Source organism: Bacillus seohaeanensis, assembly GCF_042684945.1.
Lineage (GTDB): Bacteria > Bacillota > Bacilli > Bacillales > Bacillaceae_B > Rossellomorea > Rossellomorea seohaeanensis.
The window spans coordinates 39,666-64,873 of the sequence record NZ_JBHUMF010000009.1 but is presented as its reverse complement, the minus strand read 5'-3'; the positions used below and the strand labels follow the sequence as shown (position 1 = coordinate 64,873).

Annotated in this window: 24 protein-coding genes; 2 read left to right on the top strand and 22 right to left on the bottom strand. The window is 36.3% G+C overall.

The features are described 5' to 3' along the window. Nucleotides 1-1,230 precede the first annotated feature (1,230 nt). Entirely contained in the window at nucleotides 1,231-2,037 is an 807-nt protein-coding gene (locus ACFSUL_RS04235; RefSeq protein ID WP_377933002.1) for a pyruvate, water dikinase regulatory protein, read from the bottom strand. Between the two features lie 24 nt (nucleotides 2,038-2,061). Next, the gene (locus ACFSUL_RS04230; protein ID WP_377933092.1) at nucleotides 2,062-2,697 is read right to left on the bottom strand and encodes a helix-turn-helix transcriptional regulator; all 636 of its coding nucleotides are present in this window, start codon (nucleotides 2,695-2,697) and stop codon (nucleotides 2,062-2,064) included. A gap of 637 nt (nucleotides 2,698-3,334) precedes the next feature. On the opposite strand from ACFSUL_RS04230, the gene ACFSUL_RS04225 reads away from it, so the two are divergent. Beyond that, nucleotides 3,335-4,711, top strand: coding sequence for a glycine--tRNA ligase (locus ACFSUL_RS04225; RefSeq protein ID WP_377933090.1), 1,377 nt, complete (start codon nucleotides 3,335-3,337; stop codon nucleotides 4,709-4,711). Between the two features lie 49 nt (nucleotides 4,712-4,760). Here ACFSUL_RS04225 and recO read toward each other — a convergent pair whose 3' ends face one another. From recO to rpsU, 15 genes are all read right to left on the bottom strand, one after another. Further along, nucleotides 4,761-5,513, bottom strand: coding sequence for a DNA repair protein RecO (gene recO, locus ACFSUL_RS04220; protein WP_377933000.1), 753 nt, complete (start codon nucleotides 5,511-5,513; stop codon nucleotides 4,761-4,763). 48 nt (nucleotides 5,514-5,561) lie between these two features. After that, the gene (locus ACFSUL_RS04215; protein WP_071411282.1) at nucleotides 5,562-5,708 is read right to left on the bottom strand and encodes a YqzL family protein; all 147 of its coding nucleotides are present in this window, start codon (nucleotides 5,706-5,708) and stop codon (nucleotides 5,562-5,564) included. A 124-nt stretch (nucleotides 5,709-5,832) separates the two neighbouring features. Next, on the bottom strand, nucleotides 5,833-6,753 hold the full coding sequence (gene era, locus ACFSUL_RS04210; RefSeq protein ID WP_377932998.1) for a GTPase Era: 921 nt from the start codon (nucleotides 6,751-6,753) through the stop codon (nucleotides 5,833-5,835). Further along, entirely contained in the window at nucleotides 6,746-7,144 is a 399-nt protein-coding gene (locus ACFSUL_RS04205) for a cytidine deaminase (RefSeq protein ID WP_377932996.1), read from the bottom strand. The genes era and ACFSUL_RS04205 overlap by 8 nt, the downstream gene beginning before the upstream one ends. 283 nt (nucleotides 7,145-7,427) lie before the next feature. Continuing rightward, nucleotides 7,428-7,823, bottom strand: coding sequence for a diacylglycerol kinase family protein (locus ACFSUL_RS04200; RefSeq protein ID WP_377932994.1), 396 nt, complete (start codon nucleotides 7,821-7,823; stop codon nucleotides 7,428-7,430). Continuing rightward, nucleotides 7,798-8,271, bottom strand: coding sequence for an rRNA maturation RNase YbeY (gene ybeY, locus ACFSUL_RS04195; protein WP_377932992.1), 474 nt, complete (start codon nucleotides 8,269-8,271; stop codon nucleotides 7,798-7,800). Before ybeY ends, ACFSUL_RS04200 begins: the two co-directional genes overlap by 26 nt. Beyond that, nucleotides 8,268-10,436, bottom strand: a complete 2,169-nt coding sequence (locus ACFSUL_RS04190; RefSeq protein ID WP_377932990.1) for an HD family phosphohydrolase — start codon at nucleotides 10,434-10,436, stop codon at nucleotides 8,268-8,270. Before ACFSUL_RS04190 ends, ybeY begins: the two co-directional genes overlap by 4 nt. 610 nt (nucleotides 10,437-11,046) lie before the next feature. After that, nucleotides 11,047-12,003, bottom strand: a complete 957-nt coding sequence (locus ACFSUL_RS04185) for a PhoH family protein (RefSeq protein WP_377932988.1) — start codon at nucleotides 12,001-12,003, stop codon at nucleotides 11,047-11,049. Between the two features lie 3 nt (nucleotides 12,004-12,006). Continuing rightward, the gene (yqfD, locus tag ACFSUL_RS04180; RefSeq protein ID WP_377932986.1) at nucleotides 12,007-13,194 is read right to left on the bottom strand and encodes a sporulation protein YqfD; all 1,188 of its coding nucleotides are present in this window, start codon (nucleotides 13,192-13,194) and stop codon (nucleotides 12,007-12,009) included. Nucleotides 13,195-13,218: 24 nt separating this feature from the next. Further along, nucleotides 13,219-13,500 carry a sporulation protein YqfC gene (yqfC, locus tag ACFSUL_RS04175; protein ID WP_377932984.1) on the bottom strand — a complete coding sequence of 94 codons (282 nt, stop codon included), beginning with the start codon at nucleotides 13,498-13,500 and terminating at the stop codon, nucleotides 13,219-13,221. A 56-nt stretch (nucleotides 13,501-13,556) separates the two neighbouring features. Beyond that, the gene (locus ACFSUL_RS04170; RefSeq protein WP_377932982.1) at nucleotides 13,557-14,003 is read right to left on the bottom strand and encodes a hypothetical protein; all 447 of its coding nucleotides are present in this window, start codon (nucleotides 14,001-14,003) and stop codon (nucleotides 13,557-13,559) included. A gap of 30 nt (nucleotides 14,004-14,033) precedes the next feature. Beyond that, nucleotides 14,034-15,038 carry a flotillin-like protein FloA gene (gene floA / locus ACFSUL_RS04165; protein WP_071411273.1) on the bottom strand — a complete coding sequence of 335 codons (1,005 nt, stop codon included), beginning with the start codon at nucleotides 15,036-15,038 and terminating at the stop codon, nucleotides 14,034-14,036. An 18-nt stretch (nucleotides 15,039-15,056) separates the two neighbouring features. Then, nucleotides 15,057-16,370, bottom strand: a complete 1,314-nt coding sequence (locus ACFSUL_RS04160; RefSeq protein WP_377932980.1) for an NfeD family protein — start codon at nucleotides 16,368-16,370, stop codon at nucleotides 15,057-15,059. A 337-nt stretch (nucleotides 16,371-16,707) separates the two neighbouring features. Beyond that, on the bottom strand, nucleotides 16,708-17,154 hold the full coding sequence (locus ACFSUL_RS04155) for a GatB/YqeY domain-containing protein (RefSeq protein WP_071411272.1): 447 nt from the start codon (nucleotides 17,152-17,154) through the stop codon (nucleotides 16,708-16,710). A 15-nt stretch (nucleotides 17,155-17,169) separates the two neighbouring features. Then, on the bottom strand, nucleotides 17,170-17,343 hold the full coding sequence (gene rpsU, locus ACFSUL_RS04150; RefSeq protein WP_006838418.1) for a 30S ribosomal protein S21: 174 nt from the start codon (nucleotides 17,341-17,343) through the stop codon (nucleotides 17,170-17,172). 320 nt (nucleotides 17,344-17,663) lie between these two features. On the opposite strand from rpsU, the gene ACFSUL_RS04145 reads away from it, so the two are divergent. Further along, the gene (locus ACFSUL_RS04145; protein ID WP_377932978.1) at nucleotides 17,664-18,620 is read left to right on the top strand and encodes a Na/Pi symporter; all 957 of its coding nucleotides are present in this window, start codon (nucleotides 17,664-17,666) and stop codon (nucleotides 18,618-18,620) included. A gap of 467 nt (nucleotides 18,621-19,087) precedes the next feature. On the opposite strand, the gene deoC is transcribed toward ACFSUL_RS04145, so the two are convergent. The 5 genes from deoC to prmA form a co-directional block, all read right to left on the bottom strand. After that, nucleotides 19,088-19,765 carry a deoxyribose-phosphate aldolase gene (gene deoC, locus ACFSUL_RS04140; protein ID WP_377932976.1) on the bottom strand — a complete coding sequence of 226 codons (678 nt, stop codon included), beginning with the start codon at nucleotides 19,763-19,765 and terminating at the stop codon, nucleotides 19,088-19,090. 214 nt (nucleotides 19,766-19,979) lie between these two features. After that, complete coding sequence (locus tag ACFSUL_RS04135) at nucleotides 19,980-21,647, bottom strand: glycoside hydrolase family 13 protein (RefSeq protein WP_377932974.1); 1,668 nt, start codon at nucleotides 21,645-21,647, stop codon at nucleotides 19,980-19,982. Nucleotides 21,648-21,853: 206 nt separating this feature from the next. Further along, on the bottom strand, nucleotides 21,854-23,209 hold the full coding sequence (gene mtaB / locus ACFSUL_RS04130) for a tRNA (N(6)-L-threonylcarbamoyladenosine(37)-C(2))-methylthiotransferase MtaB (RefSeq protein WP_377932972.1): 1,356 nt from the start codon (nucleotides 23,207-23,209) through the stop codon (nucleotides 21,854-21,856). Nucleotides 23,210-23,213: 4 nt separating this feature from the next. Next, on the bottom strand, nucleotides 23,214-23,966 hold the full coding sequence (locus ACFSUL_RS04125) for a 16S rRNA (uracil(1498)-N(3))-methyltransferase (RefSeq protein ID WP_377932970.1): 753 nt from the start codon (nucleotides 23,964-23,966) through the stop codon (nucleotides 23,214-23,216). Between the two features lie 281 nt (nucleotides 23,967-24,247). Further along, on the bottom strand, nucleotides 24,248-25,189 hold the full coding sequence (gene prmA, locus ACFSUL_RS04120; RefSeq protein ID WP_377933088.1) for a 50S ribosomal protein L11 methyltransferase: 942 nt from the start codon (nucleotides 25,187-25,189) through the stop codon (nucleotides 24,248-24,250). Between the last annotated feature and the right edge of the window lie 19 nt (nucleotides 25,190-25,208).

Here is a 25,208-nt window from a genome sequence, read left to right as displayed (position 1 = left end):
CCCTAGGTCAAATGACATAAACCCTTTTCACAATGCTAAACCTATATCTTGATTCACTAGAATATTTTTTTATATGTGATTCATGATATATAAACCTGCCGAATCTTTTGATTAGTTTACATAAACCTATTGAACTTTTTATGGGCATTTTTTCGATGCACAATGTGAAGGCTCAAATACTACCTCAACATTATATCCTTCGGCAATATGTGTAATCTCTTTTTACCAGGCGTGTATCTAAATCAATAAAAACCATAGGGTTGTGATCGTTAATATTAACTATTCTACATCACTCCGTATTATCCTTCTCCTAGCGACAACTTTCAGCAAATAATATAGGTGAAAAATACCACTTTGAAAGATTTGTTTTTATAACCACCTAGAATTTGTACAAACCTTTAAAAAAAGCACTCATTTGTTCAACGAAATTATTTTCTTTTAGGTAGGTTAAGGTATTTGTCGAAAATTTATTGCACCTAGACTTGACATATCACAATAATTAGTTTATTCCTTAAGGGTTGAGTCTAAACCTATTTTGAATATTTTTATCACAATTTTTTATTATAGTATAATCGGACGAGCTTGACTACTATAAAAGCTTAATTTTTTTGTCATCATTATATTTGTAGTAATACTTCACTTTTTTCATAATTAATATGCTTTTTATCGCACCTTGACGGGCAGTAAAATCCCGATCCCAAGAATTGGAGAGAATTAAAGACGAATGGGTGAAGATGAAAGCTCTCACTAATTGAGAATTCACTTTATAATTTTTTGAAAATAAATAACGGGGTTGGGACATAACTAAAATACTATCCCCTAAAGAAGAATAATATCAGATTAAATTATTTCGTAATCGCTGTTACACACCGCTGTTGATTTCCGTGTCAAGATTTCGCTTTCCGCGGGCGGTCGGTGAGCCGGAAAAGCGGAAGCGGCTTGACCAGCTCGTGAAGAAAATAGGGAAATACCCAAAAGGCGCTTTTTGCCTTTAGGGGATTTCATCTTTTTCACAGCGAGCTAGCCGCTGGAGCTAGACATACGCTGCGCTCTTACGGGGTCTCACCTGTTCCGCTTTTTCCGTAGGAGTCTTCGTCTTGCACTCCAATCAACAGCTAGAACAAGTTTTATAAAGACTTATAAAAAAATCCGAACTAATTTACCTTCAAATGAAAGGATTAGTCCGGATTTTTATTTACCTAGAATACATTTGTCCCAGCCTCGAATTAATTATTGATATTTTTGATAAATATTCGTAATAATATTTGCTGTTTCTTCCACTGCTTTGTTAGTAACATCAACAACATGGCAACCAATTTTCTCTGCAACTTTCTCAAAATACGCTAATTCTTCTTCGATTCTTTTAAGATTTGCATAGCTTGCCTGATCGTTTAACCCTAAAGACTTTAAACGTTCTCGTCGGATGCTGTTCAATTTTTCCGAACCTATCTTTAACCCAAAACATTTTTGTGGTGACACCGTAAATAATTCCTCCGGTGGATCAACCTCTGGAACAAGCGGGACGTTCGCAACCTTCAAACGTTTAAGTGCAAGATATTGCGACAATGGCGTTTTCGAAGTTCTTGAAACACCCACAAGAATAATATCTGCTTTTAATAGACCTCTCGGATCTCGACCATCGTCGTATTTCACAGCAAACTCAATTGCTTCTACCTTTTTAAAATAGTCATCATCAAGTTTTCTAACTACTCCTGGTTCAAAGAGTGGCTTCTTTTCATAAAAACTTTCAAATTTATCAATTAAAGGGCCGATCACATCAAATGCATATAACTCTTCTTTCATTGCTTGCTCTTTTATATACGCTCTCATTTCTGGTTTCACTAATGTGTAAACAATCAAGCCTTGATTCAACTTCGCCAAAGATATTACTTCATCAATATTTGAAAAATCCTCAATATAAGGAAACCTTTTCATGACTGTGTTAGAACCATTAAATTGACTAATGGCAGCCTTTGTCACTAATTCTGCTGTTTCTCCTACTGAATCGGAAACGACATAGATGATTGGTTCACTCACGATAGGTCACCGCCTTTATAAAACTCAATTATTTTCTGCTAATGATACAAATGCTTTCGTAATATTTGTTTTAGTAATTCTTCCTAATACTTCTAAATCTCCATTTTCAGTTGGCTTCACAACTGGTACTGCATCAATTTGCTTGTCGATTAAATCTTTTGCTACATTGATTAAAAGATCCTCTTTTTCGCAAGTAGTTATATTCGGCATTCTTGTCATAATAATATTCACAGGAAGCGTACTTAGTTCTTGTTTTCCAATACTTGCACGAAGCAAGTCTTTTCTTGATAATACACCAACAAGGCAAGATTTGCTATCCACAACAAAAAGAGTTCCTACATCTTCTAAAAACATTGTAACAATCGCATCATAAACTGAAACATTCTCACTCACCACAACTGGAATGGATTGATACTCCTTAACATAAATCTTATTTAGATTTTCTGTCAATAGCTGGGTGCCTGTTTTTCCTGTGTAGAAATAACCGACTCTCGGTCTGGCATCTAAAAATCCCGCCATTGTTAATATTGCTAAATCCGGACGTAGCGTTGCCCTTGTCAAATGAAGGCGATCTGCAATTTGTTCCCCAGTTATCGGCCCATTATCTTTTACAATTTCCAATATATGCTCTTGACGTTTATTAAGTTCGATTGTCCTCACCACCTAACGAACAACTATTAATGTTATACTTTATAATAAATATTATATACTAATTACCAAAAATGAAAAGGTTGTATTCCATTTCCTTCTTCAATAACAAAAGTGGAAATCCTCGGTCAGCCTTGACAAGTATAAGACGAGCGTACTAGAAAAGCTTTTTTCTCTTTTGGGAATACTTAACCTATGACCCTAAAGGGCTAGGCATTGGAGCTAGACAAAGATAATCCAATAATGTCGTTATCTAAATACGAATTTTTTATAACTTCTTAAACAACGAAAAACATTATTTCCATTAGAATAGATTATCCCTTTTTACATAAAACATCAATTAATACGCATGTTATAGAAACGTAGTTGTTATTTTTATTATTGCATGATAAAATTATTTTCATCATTGTAACTAATTACATATTTTATAGCTATGAAGGATAAATAAGTACTTGTAGACAAAGCGACCAGGGATGGTGAAAGCCTGGAGACAAGGAAAAGGCGATCTGGAGCTTTTTTGTATGAAAGTGGATATACAAATTCGTATATCAACTAGGGTGGAACCGCGAGTAAAGCTCGTCCCTAGGCATGTCGCCTAGGGACGAGCTTTTTTTGTTCTATTAATCGCTAAAAATGAAGAGGAGTGTTTATTATGTCAATGGAGCAAATTGTTAACCTTGCAAAACATCGTGGATTTGTTTTTCCTGGATCTGAGATTTACGGTGGTTTAGCAAACACTTGGGACTATGGTCCTCTAGGAGTAGAACTAAAAAATAATATTAAAAAAGCTTGGTGGAAAAAGTTTATTCAAGAGTCCCCTTATAATGTTGGGTTAGATGCTAGTATTCTAATGAATCCACAAACATGGGTAGCATCTGGTCATGTCGGAAACTTTAATGATCCTATGATTGATTGCAAAAAGTGTAAGACACGTCATCGTGCAGATAAATTAATTGAAGAAGCACTAGGTAAAAAAGGTATGGAAATCATTGTAGATGGACTTCCGTTTGAAAAAATGGAAGAAATTATGAAAGAACATGAAATCGCTTGTCCTGATTGCGGAAGTACAGATTTTACAGAAATTCGCCAGTTCAACCTAATGTTTAAAACACATCAAGGTGTAACGGAATCCTCTACTAACGAAATCTTTTTGCGACCTGAAACAGCTCAAGGTATATTTGTTAATTTCAAAAATGTTCAACGTTCTATGAGAAAGAAAATGCCATTTGGAATTGGACAAATCGGTAAAAGCTTCCGTAACGAAATTACACCTGGAAACTTTACTTTCCGTACGAGAGAATTTGAACAAATGGAAGTAGAATTTTTCTGCAAACCAGGTGAAGACCTTGAATGGTTTTCTTATTGGAGAGAATTCTGTAAAAATTGGCTTCTATCCCTTGGCATGGGAGAAGACAATATGCGTTTACGCGACCATGATGATGAAGAACTTTCTCATTATAGTAATGCAACTACAGATATTGAATATAAATTTCCATTTGGTTGGGGAGAACTTTGGGGAATCGCTGATCGTACAGACTTTGACTTAAAACGCCATATGGAACATTCTAAAGAAGATTTCCATTACATGGATCCTCAAACGAATGAAAAATATGTTCCTTACTGCATCGAGCCATCACTAGGTGCAGATCGCGTAACACTTGCATTCCTTTGTGACGCGTATGAAGAAGAAGAGCTAGAAAATGATTCTCGTACAGTTTTACGCTTTCACCCTGCTCTAGCACCTTTTAAAGCAGCAGTATTGCCACTATCTAAAAAATTATCAGATGAAGCTTTTAAAGTCTACGAAGAACTGTCAAATGATTTTATGATTGATTTTGACGAAACAGCTTCCATCGGAAAACGTTACCGCCGTCAAGATGAAATTGGTACGCCGTTTTGTATCACTTTTGATTTTGACTCAACCGAAGACGGACAAGTAACAGTTCGCGACCGAGACACAATGGATCAAGTTCGCATGCCTATTGATAAGGTAAAAGATTTCCTTGCTGAAAAAATCAGTTTCTAATAAATAATATAAAGGACCGAGCATTAATGCTCGGTCCTTTACTACTTCATTAAAAAAGATCCTTCATATTCTCCATTTGATCTAAAAACCTTCTAGATTTCAATATTAGTCCGGAATTTTCATCATAGTATATACGGATGACTTGTTTTAACTGATTTTTCGTTTCTTCCTTAACGGAAATGTTTCCAAGTCGATTAATATCAAAGTAGTAAAACAACCTTAATAACTTTATGGTACTTTGTGAGGCAGGGAAATGATGAGGGTCTTTATCAATACATCTATGGCAGATAAGTCCATTTTCACGGAACGAAAAAGCAAACCGCCCATCAGTCTCACCACAAACAGCACAATTATTTAATATCGGATGTAGCCCTAACACCGGAAGCATTTTCATTTCAAATATGTGCATAATGATATCGGAGTCATACCCCTCATTAAGATACTCTAAAGATTTATAGAGAAGTTCAAAAAGAAAAGGGTTTGACTTACGTTCCTCTGTACCTTTATCTAAGAGATCAACAATATACGCTGCATAGGCTGTTTGAAATAAGTCTTCCCGTATATGCCTTAAAGATTGCACTATTTCACCTTGCTGCAACGTCCCAAGCCCATTACCTTTAATAAAAAGAAAATGACCATATGTAAATAACTGTGAAATAGAAGAAAGACGGCTATTGGGTTTTTTAGCCCCTCTAGCCATCAATCCTATCTTACCGAATTCTCGAGTAAATACCGTTATTATTTTATTTGATTCACCATAGTCATTTGTTCTGATAACTATTCCTTCACACTTTTGCAGCATAGAGCCACCTCCCGTATCAACTAAAACTACGGATGATGACAGAATTCATTACGTAATAGGAAAATCTAATTCATTCACTTCTTCTTCATAAAGAAAGGAATCGTCTTGTTTATTATCCTGTTCAAGCTCTTTAAATAGCAGGTATGTGTCAATACATCCAGTTTGAGAAAACACTTTCCAGGTTAAGTCTAACATTAGAAACCCCACCTTTCTGGAATTTAACTACCAAAACTTAAAAGCTTTCTTAAGATTAGATTGACCTTCTTATAAAAAAACATGTGATATAAAATTTGTTAATCAAAGAAATTTTTTGATTAACTTAATATTCATCTTCTCTAAAACCGAAATCACGCAAATTTGAGAGCTTATTACGCCAATCTTTCTGTACTTTCACCCATAACTCCAGGTAAACCTTTGAACCAAGTAAATTCTCAATATCCTGTCTTGCTCTCTGTCCTATTTCCTTTAACATTTTTCCTTGTTTACCGATGATAATGCCTTTTTGTGAAGTCCGCTCAACAATAATAGTTGCCATAACATCAATTAACTCTTTGTCTGATTTACGTTCCATTTTTTCCATCACAACTGCAATGGAATGAGGTATCTCTTCTCTTGTTAAATGAAGAACTTTTTCCCGTATTAACTCTGTAACGATAAAACGTTCTGGATGATCTGTTACTTGGTCTGCCGGGTAGAACTGCGGACCTTCAGGAAGCTTATCTTTTATTAAATCAAGTAGGTTTTCCACATTGTTTCCTTCAAGAGCTGAAATAGGAACAGTAGCATCGAAGTCACATAAAGAGTTATATTCTTCGATAATCGGTAATAACTCATCTGGTTGAACTTGATCAATTTTATTAAGAATTAAAAATACAGGAGTTTTAATGTTTTTTAACTTTTCAATGATAAATTGATCACCTTTCCCAATTCCCTCTTCCACATTAACCATGAAAAGAATTAGATCTACTTCCTTTAAAGTATTTTGGGCGATCTTCATCATAAAATTACCAAGCTGATGTTTTGGTTTATGGATTCCAGGTGTATCAATAAAAATCATTTGAGAATCGTTTTGGGTATACACTCCTTGAATTTTATTACGAGTCGTTTGTGGCTTATCGCTCATTATCGCAATTTTTTGTCCAATGACACGGTTTAGAAAAGTTGATTTACCTACATTGGGACGTCCAATAATAGAGATAAAACCTGATTTATATTCTTGATTTGTATTAATATTATTCATTTAAATCCTCCGGTGAAAATGCTCCAGGTAGCAGTTCATTTACTGTTAATTCTTGTATATCCCCATTAAGATTGGTTAAAACCACTTTCATATCTTGATCACATAGCTCTGAGATTACTTGGCGGCAAGCACCACAAGGAGACACAGGCCGACTTGTATCAGCGACTACTGCTAACATCTTAAACTGCTTATCACCTTCTGATATAGCTTTAAATAAAGCGGTTCTTTCTGCACAATTTGTCATGCTGTAACCAGCGTTTTCAATATTACATCCATGATAGACCTTTCCATCTACCGTTAAAAGGGCTGCTCCAACTGGAAATTTTGAATAAGGTACATATGCTCTATCTCTTGCTACCCTTGCTTCTTGAATTAATTGTTCAACATTCATTTAGCCTAAACTCTCCTTTATATCCTTACATATTTATTTTACTACACTTTACACAAAAAAAAATGGGCTGTTATCATTTTGTTACAAAATAGTTAGATAATTCTAACAATTGAGCCCCAATTTAATGATTGTTCCCTTATTTTATCGGACTAACGAAGCGTTTTCAAATTTAACAGCAGTTAGTATCCTAAACAAATTGCCTAGCACCTCCCTCACAATAGAAAGTACTACCTACTGTTAAATGGGTGGGGCTAGGCAACTATTTATCTATACTTTTTATTACTCATCCAATTATAATCTCTATAAGCTTTGGAACAAAAATGATGGCCCCAATGATAATGGCTGCTATTGAAAAAATCAGCACAGAACCTGCTGCAAGATCTTTAGCAACCTTTGCTAAGGGCTGATAGTCAGATGTTATCAAATCTACTGTCTTTTCAATTGCTGTATTCATTGTTTCTAATGCTAATATCCCAAAAATAAGAAGCAAAAGAATTGACCATTCAACTGGAGAAATAGACAAGACAAATCCTATAACACAAACTAGTACTGCTGCAAAGAGATGAACTTTGAAATTTTGTTCCCCTTTCCAAACAGTCCATATCCCACCAAAAGCATATTTAAAGGAATAAATGAAACGCTTCCACCTACTTTTAGTTTCTTTTAAGTCCATACTCATCTAATATGTCCTTTTGACGCCCGAACATTTTCTTTTCTTCTTCCGCTTCCATGTGGTCGTATCCGAGTAGATGAAGAAACCCATGTAATGCAAGGAAGCCTAATTCTCTTGAAAAAGAATGACCATATTCTTCTGCCTGTTGCTTCGTCCGATCAACAGAAATAATAATATCCCCTAATACTCTCGGCATATCTCCACCAACAATTTCAATCTCTTCTTCTCCCAGCTCTTCCAATGCAAAAGAAATAACATCTGTTGGCATGTCTTTATCACGGTATTCACGATTAATTTCTTGAATTCTCTTATCCGTCACAATAGTAACAGAAACTTCACTATTCTCTTCCACATTTTCTTTTTCGGCTGCAAAGTTTAAAATATTTTGCACCAATTTTTTAGAACCATTTTCCAAAGTATCTGTTTCATCAGTAAAATCAATTATTAATGTCATTTGTCTTCTCCTTTAGTCTTTAATTCTGGGTACTCAATTCTGGAATGAAAAATACCATTTAATGTTTCACACAATGTATGTTTAACTTTTTGAATTTGTTTCAATGTTAAATCACATTCATCAAATTGCCCATCTTGAAGACGGTCGTTAATTATGTTATTTACTAGTTTTTTTATTTCCTCTGGAGTCGGTGAACTCATTGATCTTACAGCCGCTTCTACACTATCAGCAATGTTAATGACAGCTGCTTCACGGGATTGAGGTTTTGGTCCAGGATATCGGAATGCTTCTTCTTGCACATCATTCCCTTGTTCTAACGTCTTATGATAAAAGAATTTTAGCAATGTAGTCCCATGATGTTGTTCAGCAATATCCACTATTTCTTTTGGAAGTTTATGTTTCCTCAACATTTCTGCACCATCTGTCGCGTGACTAATGATAATATTTTTACTTGTTTCTGGAGAAACATGGTTATGAGGATTTTCCATATTCATTTGATTTTCAATGAAAAAATGCGGCCTTTTCGTTTTGCCAACATCATGGTAATAACAACCAACCCTTGCTAACAAACCATTTGCTCCTATCGATTCACAAGCTGCTTCCGCTAAATTAGCAACCATCACACTATGATGGTATGTACCAGGAGCTTCCGTTAATAATTTTTTTAGTAATGGATGATTGGGATTTGAAAGTTCAACTAATCTCATTGCTGATAAAATACCAAATCCCGCTTCAAAAAATGGGAGAAACCCGATGGTCAGTATAGCAGACCCGATACCGGATACCAATGCAAAAATTGCATAGTACACATACTCCATGCTTGTGAATTGAGCATCTCTTAACAAGATTAAGAATGATATGATTAAAATATTCACAATTACTACATAAAAACCTGCCCGTAAAATATTTGCTCTTTGGTCGCGATTAGATAAAAACAATACCCCAGAAATACCGCTAAACAACGTATACATGGCCACCTCAATGTCAATAGCCCCTGTTAGCTGATTATGAAATACGAGGCTTGCACACGCTGAAAGGATAAACACCATAATCATGGCTATTCTTTCATTTAATAAAATTCTGATGATCATTCCAGCAAATGCAGCTGGAAACAAAAATCCGATATCATTTATTTCAAGTTTTTCCATAAGACCTACAATTTTCATTAAGAGAAGCGTGACAACAAATACAATACTTGTCAATATTAAATAATTTTGCTTTTTTTCCTCCGAAATATCCCAGCTATAAAAAAAGTAGTAAAGGGAACTCATTAATACAATAATAAAAATCCCCAAGCCAATTAATGGTTTCAATGAAATATCATTGGAGATAATCCCCAATAATTCCAATTGACGATAAATATCTGGAGTTATTATTTGATCGGACTTTACAATAACTTCTCCTTCAATTATTTTTACCGGTTGTACATTTGCTTCTGCCTCTTTTTTCAACTCCTCCGTTTTTTGATTATCATATATTTCTGTAGGTTCAATAGCTAAATTTCCTAACCTTACAGCAGCCGTCAATAGATCACCGGTAAAATTAAAGGTGGATATCCTTTGTTCTAATGATAATTTAGCTTCGTCAAGTTGATCATCGTAAACCTTGTTATTCATGATGTATTTCACTTGAGTAGTGACAACTGTATTAACCCTTTGCAATTCTTCATCTGTAGCAGATAAAAGAGTCGTAAGCACTTTATCATTAAGCGCATCTGTCACATTCTTTTTCACATTAGATGTTAAACGTTCCTTTAATTGTGTCAGTTGCTTATCAAGTAGACTTGATTGCCTTGATTCATTTTGGGAATTTCCCTCATCCTCAGAAGGTGCATTTTCCCGTTTTATTTCTGCAACACTTTCTACAAGTGAATCTATTAAGGTAAGGGAGTTATTAATTGCTTCTTCTTTATGTATATATACCTTCTCAACTTCTTGAATTGCCTTTTCCCGTTTTTCTTGTGTTTTTTGATCATCTGTTATTGTTTTAGGTGCCCGTATTGTGTTCTCTGGTACCTCATATATATCTACATTGTAACTTTTAGGTTTAACATTACTAAATAAAACACCAAATACGATGATGGCTAATAATACAAATATTAAATTAGTAAATAATCTATAGCTTAAAAACAATCTTATTTTTTTTAAAAGAGGATGAGTTTGCATGGTAACCTCCTACTAGTTTGCAGAGAGTAAAGGTATTACTGCCCGTTAATGTGAGATGAAATTAATAATTATGTAAAATGATAACAGTTTTTGTCACAATTATCTATTTAAATCCTGTTTACATTTCATAAAGTAAGGCCCTTTTCTCCTAGATTGTTGTTTCTACTTATAAATTCTACCCGTTGCTTTCCGCGGGGAGGAATGAAAGCCTCTTAGAAAAGTGGAAGCAGCTTGGTCAACCCTTGAAGAAAATAGGGATTACTCTTAAAAAGGCGCTTTTTGCCTTTAGAGGGTAATCATCTTTTTCACAGCGAGCTAGACCCTCCGCTTCGCCTGCGGAGGCTCTCACTCCCCTCTCTTCCTTCAGGAGTCAAGCACCTTTCGTTCTAAGCAACTCAGTTGGTTAAACTTAATGTGTAGTTTTTTAAGACAACAAATTTTACAAAAACAGCCTAAAGTAATAAAATCTCGACTATTGTGCCGTATTCGTGTTGAGATCAACTTAAAAACTACTTCAATCTATTTGCTTTCCTATATAAGAACATAAATAAGAGACTGTGCCTAAGGTATTTATAACCTATTGGACCAGCCCCTTTTTATTATTAACATATTATGATTTTTGTTCAAAAGCGTTAATTATTTTTGCAACTAATGGGTGACGAACAACATCTGCCTGCTCTAGATATACGAACGACAACCCTTTTACATTTTTAAGAATTCGTTCTGATGAAATCAATCCGGACTCCACACCTTTTGGAAGATCTACCTGCGAACGATCTCCGGTTATAATCATCTTCGAATCAAATCCCAATCGAGTTAAAAACATTTTCATTTGTGCTTGTGTCGTATTTTGTGCCTCATCTAAAATAACGAAAGCATCATCCAATGTTCTTCCCCTCATATAGGCAAGGGGTGCTATTTCTATTGTCCCTCTCTCAATTAAGCGAGCAGTATGTTCTGCCCCTAAAACATCGTGAAGAGCATCGTATAATGGTCGTAAATATGGATCAACTTTTTCTTTTAAATCCCCTGGTAAAAAACCAAGACTTTCCCCAGCTTCCACTGCTGGTCTTGTTAAAATAATTTTTTTTACGTTACCATTTTTCAACGCATGTACAGCCATCACAACTGCCAAATACGTTTTCCCCGTTCCGGCTGGACCAATGCCAAATACAAGATCATTACTTCTGATTGCTTGTATATACTGTCTTTGTCCTAACGTTTTTACTCTAATCGACTTTCCTTTGGCATTGCGCGTTATTTCTTCGTTATAAAGGTCAAGAAAGTATTCTAAAGTACCTTGTTTTGCCATTTGAAGTGCATATAATACATCACGCCCACTAATGTTAATACCTTTTCTTATAACATTCACAAGGCTTTCTAATACACCGAGGGCAAGTTCTGATTTTTCCTTTTCACCTGAGACGAGTAATTCTTCGCCTCTAGTAACAATAGAAACCTGCAAATCATTTTCAATTAATTTAAGATGTGAATCAGAAACACCAAATAATGCAACGGCCTCATTTGGATTTTCAAGTGGTAATTTCATTAAAATTATATCTGACATTCCTCAGTCTCCTTGGATAATTGGTTGTCCTTTTGCAATGTCTTCTATTACTTTATAGTGTATGTTTAACTTAACTTTACCATTCTCAACCTTTTCATGCAAAACTTTTTGGCTAATGATTTCAGCATCCTCCGGAAGGGTCGAGTCCAAATTATTTTGGGCTAGTTTTTTTGCCACCTTAATAGCTTCTTTCCTCGAATACTTACGATTTACCTCCTCTTTCTCCTTAATCGTTTTTTCTATATAATGAACTGGAAGTTCCCATTTTAAAAATTTTATATTTTTCTCTTCTGTTTCTTTCACATATTGTTTATATTCATGTTTGCCAAACCCCCAAATAGGAATTTTCCATGAACCTACTGCTAAATAATGCTTCCTTTTTTCATTTCCTGAAAACACTTCAAATTTGGAATCAAGTGGGAGTTCAACCGATGTCTTATACCACGTTTCTCCTATTATTTTTGCTTTTGCGGGGACATCTTTTGTTTCGTCTTCATTGCCAATGACCCCAGAAACTAAAAGTTGTCCTTCTTTGACGTAATCATTTACCTCGACTTGAGGCTGACCTTCTTCAACAAACATTTTAGTTATAATCGCTTTCTTTTTTGCTACGATGTTTTGCGGACCCGTTTTTTTCAACTCTTCAGGCTCATTTTTTTCCACTACTTGAAAGTGAAAGGTTGTCCCTTTTAACTCAACACCTACCCATGTTATATTGTTCATTCGGTAAGATAATTCTTGTTGGATTGTTTCAACATCCGGAATGAAAAATTGCAATTTCCCTTTGGCTACCCCAATATCTTCTAATTCCTTTCGAATTCCATGTTCCACTTGCGGACTTGCTCCTTTAATATTTATCCCCCAAACCATATTAGATAACAGGATAATGATAAAAAGAAACATCAGCGCACCTAGTACAAATCCTGCATTTTTAATGGACCTTTTTACAAGGAAAGGGGACCCCTGACCCCTTAAAAATGTCACTTTACAATTAAAAGAACGGATTGCCCTTCTGAAGTTATGTACATCATGCAATGACAAATAAAATGTTACAGTTTCCGTTCCTGCTCGTTTCACATTCCAAATATAAATATTCGAACGTATTAACTGATTTAGAACCCTCTCAACACCTTTTCCTTCTAGCTTTACAAATACTTCCCCAGTAAAAAATCGGATCCACTGGTTCTTCAAATTATGTCCCTCCTACTCGAATTACTAGTCTAAATACGTTACCTCATCAATTTTTCCTTCCAGTAGAATCTCTTCCGGCAAAATCATTTTAATAACAAAAGACTTCCCTCTAATCATTAACTGACCTTGTTTTAAGAGCAGCCTCACTTCTTTATCTGTGAAAGTCAGTAATCCGCGATGGTTTTCTATATAAATATGAATTTGTCCGATCATCGTAATTCTTGGAAGGTCCATCATGACATCTTCCGGTAGGTCCATTTTCTGGGTCATCCATTGCCGAACTTGTTGAACCCAATTTTTCGCCATAAAAAAGAACCCCCTTTCATCTCATATTTATGAAATGGAAGGGGGTTTCATCACTGTTATTTTCGGTGATGCTGTTTTTTTGCTCTAGGTGGCCCTAATATTTCTGACATTACTATGCCTTTAACAAGGTCATCTTGTGTTAAGTTATCAAAAGAAACGGCACTATACTTCTTCTTTTGATACTGGTTGCCTCTTGAGATAGGGGGATTAAGTTTATTTCGATTGGAAGTTTTCTGCACCTTCTGTTCCGCTATCTGCCTTTCTACTTCCATTCTTTTTTCAATAAACCTATTGGATGCACTCTCAGGAGCCTTTTCTTTGTTTATTTTTTGTGCTCTTCTTGGCTCAGTCTCTACTTTAACTGGAGGCTTTTCCCTCTGTATAGGATTTGGTGCTTTTTCTGTTGGTATCACTTTCCGTTCTTTTTCAGAGTCACCTTTTTTAGTACGATTAAAAATCATACTGATGATCCCTGCGATAATCATAAATATTAAGCTCTCCACGAATAATTCTCCTTTCTAAGGCAAGGATTCTTATTCATCCGTTTGGTCATTATTTTCGTTATTCCCTGTCAATTTCCCAATGGAATCCCTCATATCAGTATCAGCATCAATATTTTTTAAGTTCATATAATCCATGACACCGATATTTCCAGAACGCAGTGCTTCTGCCATCGCAAGTGGGACTTCTGCTTCTGCTTCCACTACTTTCGCTCTCATTTCTTCTACACGAGCTCTCATTTCCTGCTCATTAGCTACAGCCATCGCTCTTCTTTCCTCTGCTTTTGCTTGTGCAATATTCTTATCCGCCTCTGCTTGTTCGGTTTGTAGTTCTGCACCAATATTTTTACCGATATCAACATCCGCGATATCAATAGATAAAATTTCGAAAGCTGTACCAGCATCCAATCCTTTTGTTAAAACAGTTTGAGAAATTAAATCTGGGTTTTCTAACACTTTTTTATGGTTGTCAGAGGAACCAATTGTAGAGACAATTCCTTCCCCAACACGTGCAACAATCGTATCTTCGCCTGCACCACCGACAAGTCGATCAATATTTGCCCTTACTGTAATACGTGCTTTTGCCTTCACTTCAATTCCATCCATTGCCACACCAGCAATAAACGGTGTCTCTATTACCTTTGGATTAACACTCATTTGAACAGCTTCTAGTACATCTCTTCCCGCAAGATCAATAGCAGCCCCACGTTCAAATGTTAATTCGATATTTGCACGATGAGCAGCGATTAATGCATTAACAACTCTGTCAACATTACCTCCAGCTAAGTAATGACTCTCAAGCTGATTTGTGGTAACTCCTAATCCTGCTTTATGTGCTTTAATAAGAGGATTAATAACTCGACTTGGAATAACACGTCTTAACCTCATACCAACTAAAGTAAAAATACTTATTTTAACTCCTGCAGCTAATGCGGAAATCCATAGCATTACTGGTACAAAAGTAAATAAAACGGCGAGAAAAATAATTCCTACTACTACTGCTACCAGCATTAATATTGTACTTGCATCTAATACCATAACCCTGCCTCCTAATGACTATTTGTGTTCCCTAACAACAATTCGTGATCCTTCTACCTTTATAATTTTTACTTGTACATCTTGTTTGATATACCCACCTTCCGAAACAGCATCAATGCGCTCATCCTCTACAATCACAGTTCCTGATGGTCTTAACGGAGTTTTAGTAGTTCCGACCCTTCCTATCAATTCAACTCGGTTTGCGTTTGACACATAACCACTTTCCGTACTGGTGGAATCTTTTAAAATTATCTTATTAAATAGTTTCATTTTTTTCCCAAACACCTTTACAAATAAGATCATGGCAATAATTGCTACACACAGAGCAATCAAAATGGAAATACTCATTTGCATAACATTTCCCCCTGCCAAAATAATACTGCCTATAACCGCAACGATTCCCAGAATCCCAGCTATACCACCAGGCAAGAATAATTCAGCTATAATTAAAGCGACACCAATAAGAAATAGAATTAATGTTTCATATCCCGCCAAGCCTGCTACTAAGTGACCATAAAAGAATAACAAAAGAGATGCAAGACCAATGGACCCCGCAACACCAAATCCTGGAGAATAAAGCTCTACAACTAACCCTAGACTAGCCAAGGATAAAAGAATAGGTACTACAATAGGATTGGTAATAAAACGAGCGAGCTTTTCAGCAAATGTTTCTTCCACTTGATGAATAGTTGCATTTTCGAGATTCAGTTTGTTCAGAAGTTCTTGTAAAGAATCCACTGTCCCTTCCGAATAACCCACTTTTTCAGCTGTACTTGAACCTAATGTTAATAGTTCACCTTTTTCAATACCTAATTCAGGAATTTTCATCGTTTCATCTGCCATTGCTAACGCATAATCAGGATCTCGATTTTGGGATTCAGCAGCACTCTTCATTGCTGAAAGCCAATAACTTTGAGCTTTTTTATCAGCAGCATTACCAGCTTGGTCAATAACTGCTGCCGATCCAATTTGACCATTAGGCACCATATAAATTTCTTCTGCATGCAGTGCAATAAAAGCTCCAGCAGAAAGGGCTTTATTATTAATAAAAGCCACTGTCTTTGTTTCAACCCCATCAAGCAGCTGCCCAATATCCCCTGCAGCATCCACTAAGCCACCGGGCGTGTTTATATCAAACACAATGACATCTGCATTATTTTCACGCGCCTCTTCTATCCCACGTTCCAAAAATGCATGCATTCCTTTTTCTACTTCTTTTTGAATAGGAATAACATAAACATTTTTGCTGCCGCTTTCCGCACTGCTTTCAAAAGGGGAAAAACAGCTTAAACCAATAAAAGTAAGAACGAGTGAAAGCAGTATTCTTTTCAATTATACCCCCTCATTTCAATGATGTTGTTCTTCCTATATAACCCCCGTTTAGATAAAGAACGTTTCGCTTTACCACAAATCAATCAAACACGGGATACCTACCTTTATGTACGTATTACTACACTAAATAGTTTCAACTTATTACATTAATTTATTAAAGTTAAATGCAGAGAAACGGAAGATGCCTTAGTGAATCAAGATACCTAAACTAGAGTTAGCAAAAAGTGGGCGCGACTCATTCAGCCTCAACCACAGGTAGTTTCTGGAGCAAGACATACATCAACCACTATAAAACGGGAAAAAGCCGAGAAATTAATTTCTCGGCTTTTTCCTAACCTTATGATAGATGCTGATGAACAAGTTTGTTGACGAGAGCCCCATCCGCTTTCCCTTTTACTTTAGGCATGATAGCCCCCATCACTTTACCCATGTCAGCTTTAGAAGTTGCTCCAACTTCTGAAATCGTTTCTTGAACAATTTCAGATAGTTCATCTTCTGAAAGTTGCTTAGGCATATATATTTCGACGTAAGTCAGTTCAGTTTGAATTTTTTTAACGAGATCCTCACGACCCGCATTCTCAAACTCTTGGAGGGAGTCTTTACGTTGCTTTACTTCACGAGAAAGGACTGTCAACTCTATGTCTTCAGACAACTCCTGCTTACCAAGCTTAATTGCTTCATTCTGAAGAGCAGCTTTAAGCATACGGATAACAGTTAGTTTGTCTTTTTCCTTACTTTTCATCGCTTGTTTCATATCATCATTTAAACGATTGAGAAGACTCATGAATTACACCCTCTCTTAGAACTTACGTTTTCTTGCTGCTTCAGACTTTTTCTTGCGTTTTACGCTTGGCTTTTCATAAAATTCGCGCTTTCTATACTCTTGTAAAGTTCCTGTTTTAGAAACTGAGCGTTTGAAGCGACGAAGAGCATCTTCAAGCGATTCGTTTTTACGAACAACTGTTTTTGACATCTCTCTTTCCCTCCCTCCGAACACACTACACTTACATGTTCCAGTTAAGCAAAATTGGAATAAACCAAATTTTTCAGGTGTATGGAAAATCATACTACCTATATTATTGGCTATCAATTGATAGCTGTTTCCCTTGCATGTTTGGTACAAGGTGACAGAAAGTGCATGTCTTTCTTTATGGAAATCGTAAAGAATTCCATTCACTTTGCAATTATAATATAAGCAAAGTAATAGGTCAACATTTTCTCATAAAATGGTTGTATATTTAGGCATGTCCTCTCTATTATTTCCATACATATAGAGAAGAGGAGTGAAAGTCAATGCTTATTCATTTTTTCGGATTTCTATTTTTTTTAGGTTGCTTTTTGCTTGGTATGTTTTGGTTAAGGACAGGCCTTTTTAATATTGCAAATGAGAAAATGAAAAACCTTCTCTATTTAGTCACAAACCACCCATTTAAAGGCTTCTTAATCGGTATGATTATTACTGCATTTCTTCATAGTAGTTCAGCTGTTATGGTACTGACTGTCGGGCTCGTGTCAACACGTTTAATAACGTTTAAGCAAACAATTGGAATCATGCTGGGTTCAAATATTGGAACAACCTTCACATTAGAAATGTTTACATTAAATTTAAATTACTTTTCTATTCCAGCATTAATTATCGGAGCCCTTTTCATCCTCTTGAAAAATTCATCATTAAAGTCGATTGGATATATATTTATTGGTTTTGGTCTTATCTTTATCTCGATTGATAGAATTCAATCACTTGCGGCTCCACTTACGGAAAGCACTTATTTCCAAGAGGTTCTTCTAAATGTGAATGAACACATTGTTCTAGCTTTATTAATTGGGATCGTTTCCACCGCGATCATACAATCAAGTACAGTTGTTACTGGCGTTGCAATGGGATTTTTAGCTGTACACGCAATTAGTCTTGAAGCAGGAATTGCCATAATGTTAGGGGCTAATATAGGGACTTGTATCACTGCATACCTTGCAAGTGTAGGTGGAGGAAAAGAAGCGAAATTGACAGCTTACGCACATATTTGGCTAAACCTAATCGGTGTTGCAGCCTTCATACCTTTTATTTCGAAGTTAGGAATGATTGTATCTAAACTTGCTACTTCACCAGATCTTCAGCTTGCACATGCTAGTGTCATTTTCAATTTAATTTGTTCTCTTGCAGCCTTGCCTTTTGCAGAACCTTTTAGTAAATTTATTGAGCATTTCCATAAGAAAAGCGGAAGCGGCTTGTTCAGCTCACGAAGAAAATAGGGCTTCTCCTCGAAAGGCGCTTTTTGCCTTTTGAGGGGAATCATCTTTTTCACAGTGAGCTAGCCGCTGAAGCTAGACAAAGAAAAGCGGAAGCGGCTTGTTCAGCTCACGAAGAAAATAGGGCTTCTCCTCGAAAGGCGCTTTTTGCCTTTTGAGGGGAATCATCTTTTTCACAGTGAGCTAGCCGTTGAAGCTAGACAAAAAAAAGCGGAAGCGGCTCGTTCAGCTCACGAAGAAAATAGAGCTTCTCCTCGAAAGGCGCTTTTTGCCTTTTGAGGGGAATCATCTTTTTCACAGTGAGCTAGCCGTTGAAGCTAGACAAAAAAGTGAAAACGATTTGCTCAAGGGCGACAAGCATATCCAAAATAAAATAACAACTGAGGTATCACTTTAACCCCAGCTGTTATTTTAGGTTGATATAAACTGTGTACCCTTAGGATTATGTCTAACGCTTTGGTCAGATCCTCCTAATAGTCAGAATCACTTGTTAACCCTTGGACAATCTTCACCCCTGAGCTTGCACCAATTCTAGTTGCTCCTGCTTTCACCATTTTCTCTGCGTCTTCAGGGCTCCTCACCCCACCAGAAGCTTTGACACCAATTTCAGGACCCACTGTTTTTCTCATTAATTGAATATCTTCCTCTGTAGCTCCTCCAGTGGAGAATCCAGTAGAAGTTTTTACAAAATCAGCTCCTGCATTAACTGCAATTTGACTTGCCTTTACTTTTTCCTCTTCTGTTAATAGAGATGTTTCAATGATGACTTTGGAAAGGGCTTTTCCCTTCGATGCGACTACCACTGCTTCAATGTCACGTTTTACTAATTCAAAATCACCGCTTTTTAAAGCACCTATATTAATAACCATATCCACTTCTGTTGCACCATTTTCAATAGCGTTTTTCGTTTCAAAAGCTTTTGTTTCAGGAGTGTTTGCTCCTAGAGGGAAACCAATAACAGTACAAACTTTTACAGAAGTACCATTTAACAGTTCACTTGCATATTTAACCCAAGTAGGATTTACACAAACGGAAGCAAATTTGTATTCTTTTGCTTCTTGACAAAGAATTTCTACCTGTTCTTTTGTTGACTCTGGTTTTAATAAAGTATGATCAATCATACCTGCAATTTTATTATTTAAATCCATTTGTCTCTCTCCTTTAGCAATTACAAATTAATAGTTGTCCGTACCTCCCATATCATAACAAACCGCTTTCAAAAAGACGAGTGCTTTTTATTATTTTGTCTCTCTCCCAATATTATTAACCTTACGTCATTTCAATTGCTCATCCCCTCCCTATATAAAAAAAGAGAATAATTCATCAAGATGCCTTCCACCCTAGTGAATTATTCTCCAATAATTAATTTGCTACTTTATATACACGAACTTCATAAGGTTTTAATAGAAGCAAATCTTTGTCTTCGTGGGAATTAACCTCATAATTATTCAGTACAAGTTGTTCTGAATTTAAAGCTATACCTTCGAAAGAGCACTTAGCCCCTGTTGATGATAAATTTGTAATGACAAGCATTTTTATTTTATCATCCGTTCTTGTATACGCATAAACCTGCGGATCCTTTTCTAAAAGAAGATCATAAGTTCCATAAGTGAAAACATCTTGATCTTTTTTCAGTTTAATCATTTTTTTATAAAAAGAAAGAATAGAGTCTGGATCTTTCTCTTGCATTTTCACATTTACCTTTTTATAATTTTCGTTTACTTTCATCCATGGAGAACCTGTTGTAAAACCTGCGTTTTCTTCCGATGACCATTGCATTGGAGTTCTGCTGTTGTCTCTTGATGATGCCCAAATAATTTCCATAATCTCTTGATGCGGTATACCTTCTTCCCTTTTTAAGCGATAAAGATTTTTCACAGCAACATCGTCATAATCATCAAGTGAAGAGAACTGAACATTTGTCATTCCTATCTCCTGTCCTTGATAAATGAACGGTGTGCCTTGCATAAGGAAATACATAGCTGCCATCGATGTTGCACTTTGCTTCCAGAACTCCCCATCATTCCCCCAAGTAGAAACGACACGTGGTTTATCATGGTTTTCAATAAATAAAGCGTTCCATCCATTACCTTCTAAACCTTTTTGCCAGCGAGTTAGCACCTTTTTTAGTTCCACAATGTCAATTTCAGGACTTGTTTCTGCATCCCATAACCCAAGATGCTCAAATTGAAAAATCATATCCATTTTTCCATTTTCTTTCCCGACCCAGAGTTCCGCTTCATCTGCTTTAACTCCATTAGCTTCTCCAACTGTCATTACATCATAATTAGCGTATGTTCGATCTTTAAACTCTTGCAGAAATGTATGAATACCTTTTTGGTTCATATGCATATCAAAAGAGGAAACGTACTTTTTATTTTTCGGATTCGGCATATCAGGAAATCCAGGACGTTTCTTAATATGACTAATTGCATCAATTCTAAAGCCGTCAATTCCCTTATCAAGCCACCAGTTCACTGTATCATAAAGCGCTTCTCTTACATCTTTATTTTCCCAATTTAAGTCTGGTTGTTTTGTTGAAAATACATGGAGATAATACTGTTCCGTCTCCTTGTCATATTCCCATGCAGAACCTCCGAAAATACTCTCCCAATTATTTGGCTCCTTCCCGTTCTTTCCGTCTCTCCAAATATACCAATCACGTTTTGAACTTTGTTTAGAGCTTCTTGACTCAATAAACCATTCATGTTCATCGCTCGTATGGTTCAATACAAGGTCGATAATAAGCTTCATACCTCTATTATGGACTTCATCAAGCAGTTGGTTGAAATCCTTCATTGTACCGAAATCCTCCATAATATCTTGGTAATCAGAAATATCGTAACCGTTATCATCATTAGGAGATTTATATATAGGACAAATCCATATTACATCTATACCTAGATCTTTTATATAATCTAGTCGTTTAATAATTCCTTGTATATCACCAATTCCATCACCATTAGAATCTTGGAAGCTTCGCGGATAAATTTGATATCCTACAGCTTCTTTCCACCATATTTTTTTCATACTAACACCTCAAACTATTGTATTTAAATAAATTGCAAACGTTTGCATAAAAAAAGAAATAAAAAATACACACACTTTATTAATTTACTTTCAGTTTACAATCTTCTCTTTCCGTTAGCAATAAAAAAATTCCATTACAAACAACAAAGTAACCGCTAACAATTCTCTAATAAATAAGACTCCCTAATTAGGGAGCCTTATTATTATTAAATCGCAGTTCTTTCGTTCACTCTTGTTTCTTCCTCTAGTACACGGACAAATTTTCCTTCATTGTATGGATAACCAGCTTTTGTAATTTTTACTTTTACAAGTTTACCAACCATATCTTCTGTTGCTGGGAACACTACTTTTAAATAGTTGTCTGTGTAACCTTCATAAAGACCACTTTCAGGATCTTCCTTAAAGCGTTCCTCTGGAATAACTTCTAATACTTCTTCTTCAAAATTAGAACTGTATTCTTTAGCTAATTGATTAGAAAGCTCAATTAAACGATGAACTCGTTCATTTTTTACACTCTCATCAATTTGGTCATCCATTCGTGCTGCAGGTGTACCAGTTCGCTTAGAATATGGGAACACATGTAACTCGGAGAATTTATGATCTTTAACAAAGTTATATGTTTCCATAAACTCTTCTTCTGTCTCTCCAGGAAAACCTACGATAACATCGGAAGTAACAGCAAGTCCTGGTAAAGCTTTCTTTAACTTTTCCAATCGTTCTGCAAAAAATTCCATCGTATATTTTCTACGCATTCTTTTTAAAACAGTATTAGAACCCGACTGTAACGGAATGTGCAAGTGCCTTACGACCATTTTGGACTTGTCAATAACATCGATTACTTCGTCCGTCAATTGACTTGCCTCAATAGACGAAATCCGAATACGCTTAAGTCCCTTTACGTCTCTCTCTAAATCGCGAAGTAGCATTGCAAGATTGTAATCTTTCATATCCTCTCCATAACCGCCTGTATGGATTCCAGTTAGGACAATTTCCTTGTATCCTGCATCAACTAGCTGTTGAGCTTGTCTAACTACTTCCTGAGGATCACGGGAACGCATAAGTCCACGAGCCCAAGGGATAATACAGAATGTGCAGAAATTATTGCAACCTTCTTGTATTTTTAAAGAAGCACGTGTACGGTCTGTAAAAGCTGGAACATCTAGCTCTTCATACACTCTATTTTTCATAATATTTGTCACACCGTTAATCGGTTGACGTTCCTCTCTGTATTGCTCAATATAGGTCAACATCTTTTTACGGTCTTGTGTACCTACAACAATATCAACGCCAGGGATGGCCATAATTTCAGCAGGAGATGTTTGAGCATAGCAACCCGTTACACAAATAACAGCATCAGGGTTCTTTCTAATTGCGCGTCTAATCACCTGTCTGCTTTTTTTATCCCCAGTGTTCGTAACAGTACAAGTGTTAATAACGTAAACATCTGCTGTAGAATCATATTCCACACGGTCATAACCTTCGTCTTTAAATAATTGCCAAATGGCCTCTGTTTCGTAGTGATTAACCTTACACCCTAAAGTGTGGAATGCTACTGATGCCATAAAATCACCTCATTAATTCAAATTGATAGCTTATAGCGGAAAGAACATACAACGGAGCCGTTTCGGTTCGAAGAATTCTAGGGCCTAACCCGCATAACAAAAAGCCTGCTTCCTTCAATTCCCTTATTTCCTTCTCGCTTAATCCGCCTTCTGGTCCAAACACGACTAGTATACTTTGACCTTCTTTTATCTCATGTAATGTATGATAGAAATTTCCTTTTTCTCCTGCTTTTGCCTCTTCCTCGTAGGCAACAAGCTTATAGTCATAAAGGGTACTATCTTTCAATAAATTTTTCAAAGAAAGCGGAGAACTAACTATCGGCACTTGTTGGCGATGGGATTGTTCTGCGGCTTCTTTAACAATTTTTCCCCACCTATCTAGTTTTTTCTTCGCCTTCTTTTCATCCCACTTCACTATGGAGCGATCCGCATTAAAAGGGATAAATCGAGAAGCACCGAGTTCCGTACCCTTTTGAAATACCCACTCCAATTTATCCCCTTTCGGCAGTCCGCTCGCAATCGCAACAGAAATAGGTAGTTCTTTTAACACCGTTTCCCATTTTACAACGGACGCTTCTACATCGTCACTGGTAATCGTTTCAATTTTGGCTTGAGCTGAAGTGTGATCAGGAAATACGACATAAATCATGTCTCCTTCCTTCATTCTCATGACCCGAACTATATGATGAAAATCATCTCCTGATATGGTAACCATCTTTCCTTCAACATAAGGTTTTTGTAAAAAGTAACGTTGCACTAATATCACCTCAAAAACGAATTATCCAGTTCCAGCAGCTAGAGGCTCAAGGCTCGAGACATAAGTCAATCATCCCTAAAAGGCAAAAAACGCCTTTCCGGGATGCTTGACTTATGCTTGTCGCCTCTGATCAAGCCGCTTCCGCTTTTCTTATTGTCTAGCTGCAGCGGCTAGAGGCTCGAGACATAAGTCAATCATCCCTAAAAGGCAAAAAACGCCTTTCTGGGATGCTTGACTTATGCTTGTCGCCTCTGATCAAGCCGCTTCCGCTTTTCTTATTATTACTGTGGTTTTTTGGCAATAATTGCAACCCAATCTTCCATTACCATAACTTCCTCAATAATAAAACCAGCTTTTTCTATTGCTTCTTTTACTTGATTTTTTTTCGGTTGAATAATGCCGGATGTAATAAAGTAGCCTCCTGGTTTGACCAGTGCAGCAGCATCATCAGTAAACCGCAAAATAATTTCGGCAAGGATATTTGCGACAATCACGTCTGCGGCTGCTTCTATTCCATCTAATAAATTATTCTGACGAACAGTTGTGACATCCTGAACTTTATTTAGCTTAATATTTAATCTCGCAGAAGTAACAGCAACTTCATCCAAATCATATGCATCTACTTTTTCTGCTCCAAGCATTGCAGCAGCAATACTTAAAACACCTGAACCGGTACCGACATCAATTACTTGATCCCCTTTTTTAACCGTTCTCTCTAATGCTTGGATAGACATTACGGTTGTGGGGTGTGTTCCTGTACCAAACGCCATGCCAGGATCTAGCTCAACAATTAACTCATCGCTAGTGACAGGTTCATATTCTTCCCAAGTAGGAACAATTGTAAATTTGTCTGATATCTTTACTGGGTTATAGTATTTTTTCCATGCTGTTGCCCATTCTTCTTCATTCACCTCGGAAATTTCTACTTTATTTAGCCCAATATCGATATCATAAATAACTAAATTATTTATTGCTTGTTTTATCTCCTCAACCGTTTCACCTAAAAAGCTATTTACTGGGAGATATGCTTTAATAACTACACCTTCTTCAGGGTAATCTCCAGGATTGAGTTGGTAGATTTCCCCAAACACATTTTCTCTTTCTTTTACTAAATCAAAAGGATCTTCAATAACGACACCACTTGCGCCTGATTCATGAAGAATATTTGAAATAGGTTCAATTGCTTCATTGGTTGTATGAATACTAATTTCTGACCACTTCATATCATCTACCAACTCCGTT